The 9492-nt window shown below is 70.6% G+C and carries 2 protein-coding genes; both read left to right on the top strand.

All coding sequences use genetic code 11. The annotated features are described in order from the left end of the window. The first annotated feature begins 17 nt into the window (after window positions 1-17). Window positions 18-8114 carry a non-ribosomal peptide synthetase gene (locus tag F3J10_RS02120; RefSeq protein ID WP_205200131.1) on the top strand — a complete coding sequence of 2699 codons (8097 nt, stop codon included), beginning with the start codon at window positions 18-20 and terminating at the stop codon, window positions 8112-8114. A 97-nt stretch (window positions 8115-8211) separates the two neighbouring features. Next, on the top strand, window positions 8212-9486 hold the full coding sequence (locus tag F3J10_RS02115) for an MFS transporter (protein WP_167240812.1): 1275 nt from the start codon (window positions 8212-8214) through the stop codon (window positions 9484-9486). Window positions 9487-9492: the final 6 nt, after the last annotated feature.

Here is a 9492-nt window from a genome sequence, read left to right as displayed (position 1 = left end):
ATCTGTCCGCCTATGTGGTGGATGCAAACCTGAAGCCCTTGCCGATTGGCGTGGCAGGCGAACTCTGCGTTGGCGGAGCGGGTCTGGCGCGTGGCTACCTGAATCGTCCCGAACTGACGGCGGAGCGTTTTATCCGCCATCCGTTCAGCGAACGAGAGGACGCGCGCCTGTATCGCACGGGAGATTTGGCGCGTTTCCTGCACGATGGGCGGCTCGAATACCTGGGCCGTATCGATACACAGGTGAAGATTCGCGGCTTCCGGATGGAGTTGGGAGAGATCGAGGCGGCGCTCGCGGCTTTGCCGGGCGTTCGCGAATCGCTGGTGATGGCGCGCGAGGACGAGCCGGGCGAGAAGCGCCTGGTGGCCTATCTGGTGTTCGACGCCGAGCATCCCGCCCAGGACGCCGCGCAACTGCGCACGGCGCTGTCGCGCAGCCTGCCGGACTTCATGTTGCCGGCCGCCTATGTCTCACTCGACCACTTCCCGCTGACGACAAACGGCAAGATCGATCGCAAGGCGCTACCGCATCCTTCACAGTCGGTCGCCGAACTCGACTACGTGGCCCCGCGCACGCCGATCGAGGAGCGGCTGGCCGCCATCTGGGCGCAGGTGTTGCGCCTGGACCGCATCAGCATCCACGAAGGTTTCTTCACGGCTGGCGGCGATTCGATTCGCGCTGTTTCCCTGTTGTCGAAAGCGCGCGCACAGGGTCTCGAATTCGCCTTGGTGGACCTGTTCACCCACCAGACCATCGCGAACCTGGCCCAGGCGCTGACGCTGTCCGATATCAGCGTGCTGCCGCAGACGTTCGATCTGAGCCTGAGCGAACACGACTCGGCGCGCCTGCCTGCCGACGTGGAAGACGCCTATCCGCTGACGGCCCTGCAACTGGGCATGGTGTATCACAACGAGCAGGCCAGTGAGGATGCGTCGCTGTATCACGACGTGTTCAGCTATCGCTTCGGCGTGCCGGCTTGGGATGAAGCCACGCTGCGTCGCGTACTCGATGCGATGACGCGCCGGCACCCGGTGCTGCGCACCGCGTTCGATCTCGAACATTTCGAGGAACCGTTGCAACTGGTGCGTGCCGAAGCGCAAGTCCCGCTGACGGTGATCGACATCTCGATGCACGACGAAGCGCGGCAGGAGCAACTGCTGACGGACTTCATGGAGGCAGAGCGCCGGGCAGCGGTTTCGCTCGACAAAGCACCGCTGCTGCGCGTGTTCATCCACGTCCGCGGAGAGCAGGAGATCCAGTACACGCTGAGCTTCCATCACGCGATCCTGGACGGCTGGAGTGTCGCGTCGCTGAACACAGAGCTGTTCCAGTCCTATCTCGCCGTATTGAGCGGCGATGAAACGAGCCTGACAGCACCGCCGCTGGCGCGCACGCCGCGCTCGGCGGTGGAGGCCGAACGCGGAGCATTGGCCTCGGAAGCCCATCGCGGCTTCTGGCGAGAGTTCCTCGACGGCCACGCCTTCAGCGCCTTGCCGGCGCCCGACGCGCCGCTCGAAGCGAACGCCGTGCAACGCGCCTTCACCGCGCGGCTCGACGATTCGGTTCGCGCGCAACTCGGTTCGGTCGCCAACAGCCTGGGCGTGCCGGTACGCAGCGTATTGCTGGCGGCGCATCTGCGCGTGCTGTCGATGCTGGCGGGCAAGCTCGACGTGACCACGGGCCTGGTGTCGAACGTGCGCCAGGAGCAGGCCGACGGCGAGAAGGTGCTCGGCCTGTTCCTCAACACGCTGCCGCTGCGCCAGACGCTGGCGCCGATGAGCTGGGCCGAGCTGATCCGCCAGACCTTCGGCACCGAGCTGAAGGTGATCCGCCATCGCCATTACCCGTACTTCCAGCTGCAACTCGAGAACGACCGGCAGGCGCTCTACGAAGTGGCGTTCAACTACGTGAACTTCCACGTCTACGAGTCGCTGGAGCAGGCAGCCGGCTTCGAGGCGCGCGGCGGGCAGGGTTTCGAGGCCACCAACTTCGCGATGGCGGTGAGCTTCGCCGATACCGTCGATGGCCTGACGATCGACATGAAGCTCGATCCGTCGCGGCTGTCGGCGCGGCAGGGCGAGCGCATCCTGGCCTATTACATGGCGGCGCTGACGGCGATCGCCGGCGACGCCCAGGCCGATCACAGCCGCTGCGATCTGCTCCCGGACGCGGAGCGCCGCCGCTTGCTCGAGGAGTGGAATCGGACCGAAACGCCGTGTCCGTTCGATACGCCGGTCCACCTGCTGTTCGAAGCGCAGGCGGCGAGCACGCCGCATGCCACGGCGATCGTGGACGGCGCGCGTTCGCTCGATTACGCGACGCTCGACGGCCTGGCTACGCGCCTCGCGCGGCGGCTGGCCTCCGAGGGCGTGGAACCCGGCGAACGCGTGGCGATCCTGCTCGATCGTTCGATCGAGCTGATCGTCGCGCAACTGGCGATCCTCAAATGCGGCGCGCTCTACGTGCCGCTCGATCGCAATGCGCCGGTCGAACGGCAGGCCTTCATGCTGGCGGATTGCGCCGCGCATCTCGTGCTGACGCTCGGCGGCCTGGCCTTGCCGGAAGGCACGCAGGCAGGGCGCATCGATATCGACGCGGTGCTCGCGCAGCCCGACGACGAGGCGCTGCCGCTGCCGTCTCATCCTCACCCGGGCGGCGACCACCCGGCCTACATCATGTACACCTCGGGTTCGACGGGGCAGCCCAAGGGCGTGGTGGTGCCGCATCGCGGCATCGCGCGGCTGGTGCTGAATAACGGCTACGCCGATTTCATTCACAGCGATCGAATCGCCTTCACCTCGAACCCGGCCTTCGACGCCAGCACCATGGAAGTCTGGGCGGCGCTGCTGCACGGCGCCTGCCTGGTGGTGGTGCCGCACGACGAGCTGCTGGCCGCGCCGCGCCTGGCCGAGCTGCTGCGGGCCGAGCGCGTCAACGTCCTGCACCTGGTGGCAGGGCTGCTCAGTTCCTACGCGGACGCGCTCGCGCCGGTGTTCCCGACGCTGCGCTACCTGCTCACCGGCGGCGACGCGGCGGACGTGCGCGCGGTGCAGCGGATCATGCGCAACAGCCCGCCGCAGCACCTGATCCATTGCTACGGCCCGACCGAGTCGACCACCTTCGCCACCACCTACACGTTGCGCGCCGATGCCGAGCCGATGGAGCGCCTGCCGATCGGCCGGCCGATCTCGAACACGCGCGTCTACCTGCTCGACGCGCATGGCCAACTGGCGCCGACCGGCGTGCCGGGCGAGTTGCATGTCGGCGGCCAGGGCGTGGCGCTCGGCTACCTGAATCGCGAGGCGCTGACGGCCGAGCGTTTCCTGCGCGACCCGTTCTCGGCCTCGCCCGCGGCACGCCTGTACCGGACCGGCGATCTGGCGCGCTACCTGCCCGACGGCAATATCGAGTACCTGGGCCGCAACGACATGCAGGTCAAGATCCGCGGCTTCCGCGTCGAGCCGGGCGAGATCGAGGCCAAGCTCGGCGAGTATGGCCTGCGCGACGCGATCGTGATCGCGCGCGAGGACGTGCCGGGCGAGAAGCGGCTGGTGGTCTATCACACCGATGCCGCTTGCGATGTCGAGGCGGTGCGCGTCCATCTGCGCCGGAGCCTGCCGGAGTACATGGTGCCGGCCGCCTACGTGGCGCTGCCGCAACTGCCGCTGACGGCCAACGGCAAGCTCGACCGCCGTGCCTTGCCGGCGCCCGATGCTGCCGCCTTCGCGCGACGCGACTACGAGGCGCCGGTCGGCGAGGCGGAAACCGCCGTGGCCGCCGTGTGGGCGGAGCTGCTGGGCGTGGAGCGGGTCGGCCGTCATGACGATTTCTTCGAACTCGGCGGCCACTCGCTGCTGGCGGTGCGCGTAACGGGCCGCTTGCGCCATCGCTTCGGCGATGCCGCCTCGCTCAAGGCCCTGTTCGCCGCGCCGAGCCTGGCGGCCTTCACCGCGCGCATCGAGAGCGCGGCCTGGCCCGCGACGACGGCAGGCAAGGCCGGCGATCCCGCGCGCCCAGCGCGTTTCGAGGCGAGCGCCGCTGCCGCGCGCCGCGCCGCCGGCCGGCCGTTCCCGCTGTCCTACGTGCAGGAGCGGCTCTGGCTGATCCAGCAGCGCGACGGCGGCCGCGCCTACAACATGACGGCGGTGCTGGTGCTGGACGGCCCCTTGGCCATGCCGTCGCTGCAGGCCGCCTTCGATGCGCTGGTCGCGCGTCACGAGACGCTGCGCACGCGTTTCGACATCGCGCCGGGCAGCGACCTGCCTTCGCAGTTCGTCGAGGCGCCGTATGCGGTCGCGCTGCCGCTGGACGAGCTTGCGCCCGCTGGCCTGCTCGGCGCGCTCGACCGCCACGCCAGCATCGAATTCGACCTGCGCGGCGGCCCGCTGCTCGACGTGCGCGTGATGCGGCTCGCGCCGCAACGGCATGTGGTGTCGATCGTGATGCACCACATCGTCTCGGACGGCTGGTCGCTCGGCGTGTTCGTGCAGGACCTGCGTGGCCTCTACGTCGCGCATCGCGATGCGCTGGCCGGCGCGCCGGGGCCGTTCGCGGCGCTGCCGCCGCTGGCCGCGCAATATGGCGACTACGCCTGCTGGCAGCGCGAGCAGGACCTGCAACCGCAACTGGCCTACTGGCGCTCGATGCTGGAGGGTTACGGCGCGCCGGTGGACCTGAGCGTGCCCGGCACGCCGGCCGAGGCGGCGCATGGGCCGGCCGGCATCGTGCGGCGCAGCCTGCCGCCGGCGCTGGCCGCGCAGCTCGCGCACCTGGGCCGACAGCACGGCGTGAGCCTGTTCACGGTGTTCCTGGTCGCGCTCGGCGTGCTGCATCATCGCCAGGGCGGCCGCGAGGATATCTGCATCGGCACCACCACGGCGGGCCGCGACGACGCGCTGCTCGAACCGATGATCGGCTTCTTCATCAACATCCTGCCGCTGCGCCTGGACCTGTCGGGCGTACCGGACCTGGCCACGCTGCTGGCGCGGGCGGGCCGCCTGGTGCTCGACGCGCTCGATCACCAGGCGCTGCCGTTCGAGCACATGCTGGCCGCGGTGCCCGCGATGCGCCAGCCCGACGGGCGCTCGCCCGTGCCGGTGATGCTGCGTCACCAGAACGTGCCGTCGATCCAGGCCGACGACTGGGGCGGCGGCCTGGTGCTGGCGCCGCTCGACAGCATCGCCGACCCCGAGGCGCTGAGCCGGCCGGCCCAGTCGGATCTCGACCTGGAGATCTTCGGCGACGCCGACGGGCTCGAACTGGTCGCGAACTACGACAGCCTGCGCTTCGATGCCACCCAGATCGGCTTCATGCTGGGCACGCTGCAGGCACTGCTGGAGCGCATGGTCGAGCTGCCGGGCGCGTCGCTGGCGGCGCTGCGCGAGCCGCTGCCGATCGAACGCGCGCTGCTGGCGGGTTCGAACCAGACGGCCCGCGAGTTCGAGGCGACCAGCATCAACGAACTGTTCGCGCGCCGCGTGGCCCTGCATCCCGATGCACCGGCCTGTCGTTTCGAGGGGCGCACCGCCAGCTTCGCCGAACTCGACCGGCTGGCCGATCGCATCGCGGGCGCGCTGCATCGGCGCGGCATCGAGGCCGGCATGCGGATCGCGCTGCACGCGCCGCGCTCGATCGACTTCGTCGCGGCGATCCTGGCCTCGTTCCGGCTCGGCACCACCTATGTGCCGATCGACCCCGGTTATCCGGCCGCCTATGTCCGGCGCACGCTCGACGACGCGATGCCGGCGGCGATCGTCACCAGCGCGGCGCTGGCGCCGTCGTTCGCCGATACCGGGCTGGCGGTGCTGCGGCTCGACGTGCCGGAGGACCTGGAGACGGAAGCCGGTGCGCTACCGCCGGCCGTCGCGACGCGCCCCGACGACCTGGCCTACATCGCCTACACCTCCGGCTCGACCGGCCAGCCCAAGGGCGTGATGGTCGAGCATCGGCAGGTGCTGAACTGCCTGCAGGCCCTGTGGGCGCGCACGCCGTTCGCCGCCGACGAGGTGGTCGGGCAGAAGACCTCGATGTCCTTCGTGCCTTCGATCAAGGAGATGTTGTCGGGCTTGCTGGCCGGCGTGCCCCAGGTGGTCTTCCCCGACGCGCTGGTCAAGGACGCGCCGGCCTTCGCGGCGGCCCTGCAAGAGCACGGCGTGACGCGCCTGAACCTGGTGCCCTCGCACCTGGCGGTGCTGCTCGACCATGCCGACCGGCTCGGCGCGCTGCGCCACGTCACCACGGCCGGCGAGCCCCTGAGCCGGCGCCTGGCGATGCGCTTCGCGGCCTTGCTGCCGCGGGCGAGGCTGCACAACAACTACGGTTGCAGCGAGCTGAACGACATCACCTACGGCGAGGACCAGGGGCTGGTCGCGCAGCAGGCGGTGATGCCGGCCGGGCGGCCGATCGCCAACTGCCGCGTGCACCTGCTCGACGCGGCGCTGGCGCCGGTGCCGGTCGGCGCGGTGGGCGCGATCTACGTGGAAGGGGCCTCGGTCGGCCCCGGCTACTGGAACCGTCCGGACCTGACGGCCGAGCGTTTCCTGCGCCATCCGTCCGGCGCCTGGCTGCTGCGCACCGGCGACATCGGCCAGTGGCTGGCCGACGGCCAACTGCTGCACCTGGGCCGCGAGGATTTCCAGATCAAGGTGCGCGGCCAGCGTGTCGAGCTGCCGGCCGTCGAGCTGGAACTCGGCGCGCATCCGGACCTCGCGGCCGCCGCCGCGATCGGCCGCGCGGCGCCCGGCGACGAGGCGGGCGAGCTGCAGTTGGTGGCCTTCTACGTGCCGGCGCGCGGCGCGCGGCCCGACGCGAACACGCTGCACGCCTGGTTGTCGGAGCGCCTGCCGGCGCAGATGGTGCCGAGCCGCTTCGTGGCGCTGGAGGCGCTGCCGGCCTTGCCCAACGGCAAGCTCGACCGGCTCGCGCTGCGCGCCATCGATCCCGGCGCGGCCAGCGAGGCCGGCCTGGCCTACGAGGCGCCGGTCGGCGAGCTGGAGCGCATGCTGGCGGGCATCTGGGGCGAGGCGCTGGAAGTCTGGCGGGTCGGCCGCCACGACAACTTCTTCGCGATCGGCGGCCATTCGCTGATGGCGGCGCAGGTGGCGGCGCGCGCGAGCGAGCAGACCGGCGTGAAGCTGTCGGTGCGCAGCATCTTCGACACGCGCACGGTGGCCAGGCTGGCGGCCTGGATCGAGACGGCGCGGGCCGCGCCCAGCGAATTCGCGGGCCGCCAGTCGAACGATGCCGACAGCGGTGCCGAATTCGTGAGCTTCCACGCCTCGGGCAGCGAGCGGCCCTTGTTCCTGACCCACACGCTGCAGGGTTATTCCTGGTATTTCGAGCATCTCGCCGCCCATATCGATGCGTCGATCCCGGTGGTGGGCCTGCCGCCGCTGGCGCTCGGCCAGCCGCAGCCGGACACGCTGGAGACGATCGCCGCGCGTTTCGTCGGGCTGATGCGCTCGATCCAGCCGCGCGGGCCGTATCGCGTGGCGGGCTGGTCCTTCGGCGGCCTGATCGCCTACGAGATCGCCGCGCAACTGATCGGGCAGGGCGAGGAGATCGAGTTCCTCGGCGTGTTCGACACCACGCTGCCGCCCGAGGGGCCGGCCATCGACCGGGAGCAGATCGCGCGGGTCGCGCTACATTCGTTCGCGATCAACAACTTCAGCGACTTCGATGCGGATACGATCGACTTCGAGCATGCCGGCGATATCGCGGCGCTGATCGAGACCATGGTGCAGGCGATCGAGGCGCGCCGCGAGGCGGGCCGGCCGCTCTGGCACCTGTCCTACGAGACGGCGCGGGAGAACCGGCTGTTCCTGGAGCGCCTGGTGGCGCACGGCAGGGCCATGAGCAGTTGGCGGCCCAGGCGCGTGCCGGTGGCGATGCATGTGTTCGCCGCGGCCGATGCCGCCATCACGCCGCTGGAGGGGCATGCCGCCTTGCCCGAGGCGCTGGGCTGGGAGGCGCTGGTCGAGCGCGCCGACATCGAGCTGGTGAGCGTGCCGGGCAATCACGAAACCATCATCAAGCTGCATGCCGACAAGCTGGGCCGGGCGATCGGCGCGGCCCTGGCGCGGCGGCCGGCATTGCACGGCGAGGAACGGGAATGAGCGCAAGCATGACGACGAGAGAGGGTAGCGCGCGGGGAGCTGCGGGCTCGCGCCCGGCAGCCGGCGGCGGGCCGAGACGTGTCGCGAGGGAGGGACGATGGGCTTGACGTCCCCGAGCCCGGCTCGCCGCGATTCGCGCGCGGCGTTCGGCTTCCTGCTGGCCACCGCGCTGATGAACTCGCTGTCCTTCGGCATCGTGCTGCCGGTGCTGCCGAACCTGATCAAGCTGATGACGGGCGGCGACACCGCCCAGGCCAGCGAGTGGAGCAGTCTGTTCGCGATGGCCTGGGGGGCGATGCAACTGGTCTGCGGGCCGGCCTTCGGCGCCTTGTCGGACCGCATCGGGCGCCGGCCGGTGCTGCTGGTCTCGCTGTTCGGCTTCGCCCTCGACGCGTTCGCGATGGCGCTCGCGCCGAACCTGGCCTGGCTGTTCGTGGGCCGCGTGCTGAGCGGGGTGACCGCCTCCAGCCTGGTGACGGCCAATGCCTACGTGGCCGACGTGACGCCGCCCGAGGGCCGGGCGCGCGCCTTCGGGCGGATCGGCGCGGCGGTCAGCTTCGGCTTCCTGGCCGGGCCGGTGCTCGGCGGCCTGCTGGCCGGCATCGACCTGCGGCTGCCCTGTTACCTGTCCGGCGTGCTGGCGACGCTGAACTTCCTCTACGGGCTCAAGGCGCTGCCCGAATCGCTGGCGCCCGAGGCGCGCGCGCCCCGCTTCGACTGGCGCCGCCTCAATCCCTTCGCGTCCTTCGCCTGGCTGCGCTCGCGCGGCGACCTGTTCGGGCTCGCGCTGCTGGCCTTCCTGTTCCCGCTGGCCTGGATGGTGGCGCCGACCATCTTCGTGCTCTACGGCGGCTATCGCTATGGCTGGAGCCCGGCGCAGATCGGCCTGGTGATGATGTTGAGCGGCGCGCTCGGCACCCTGGTGCAGGTCGGCCTGGTGGGCCCGATCGTGGCGCGTGTGGGCGAGCGCGGCGCGCTGCTGCTGGGCGCCGCCGGCGGCGTGATCGGCTACGCCTGCTTCGGACTGGCGGCCACGGGCATCGCCTACCTGGCGATCATGCCCGTCTACGTGCTGTTCAACCTGTTCATGCCGGCCTTGCAGGGGCTCATGACGCGGCGCGTCGGGGAGCTGGAGCAGGGGCAGTTGCAGGGGTCCCTGCAGGCCTTCTCGGGGCTCGCGGCGATCCTCGGGCCGCTGGTCTACGGCGCGGCCTTCTCCTGGTCGATCGGCACGCAACTGGCGCGGCCGATGCCGGGTTTCGCCTACTACATCGCGGCGCTGCTGATGGCGGGTGCCTTGCTGCTGGGCTGGCGCGTCGCGCGGCCGGTCGCGGAGGAAACGGCGCAGGCCGCGGAAGCGGTGGCGCGCTAGCTCGTG

It is taken from the genome of Burkholderia sp. Cy-637 (assembly GCF_011753175.1).
GTDB classification, from domain to species: domain Bacteria; phylum Pseudomonadota; class Gammaproteobacteria; order Burkholderiales; family Burkholderiaceae; genus Burkholderia; species Burkholderia gladioli.
The sequence above is the reverse complement of the archived record's forward strand: the minus strand, read 5'-3'. Positions and strand labels throughout refer to the sequence as shown.

Bases quoted from the DNA above. Each gene is read 5' to 3' on its own strand.
- F3J10_RS02115 (WP_167240812.1), top strand. From the start codon at position 8,212: ATGGGCTTGACGTCCCCGAGCCCGGCTCGCCGCGATTCGCGCGCGGCG.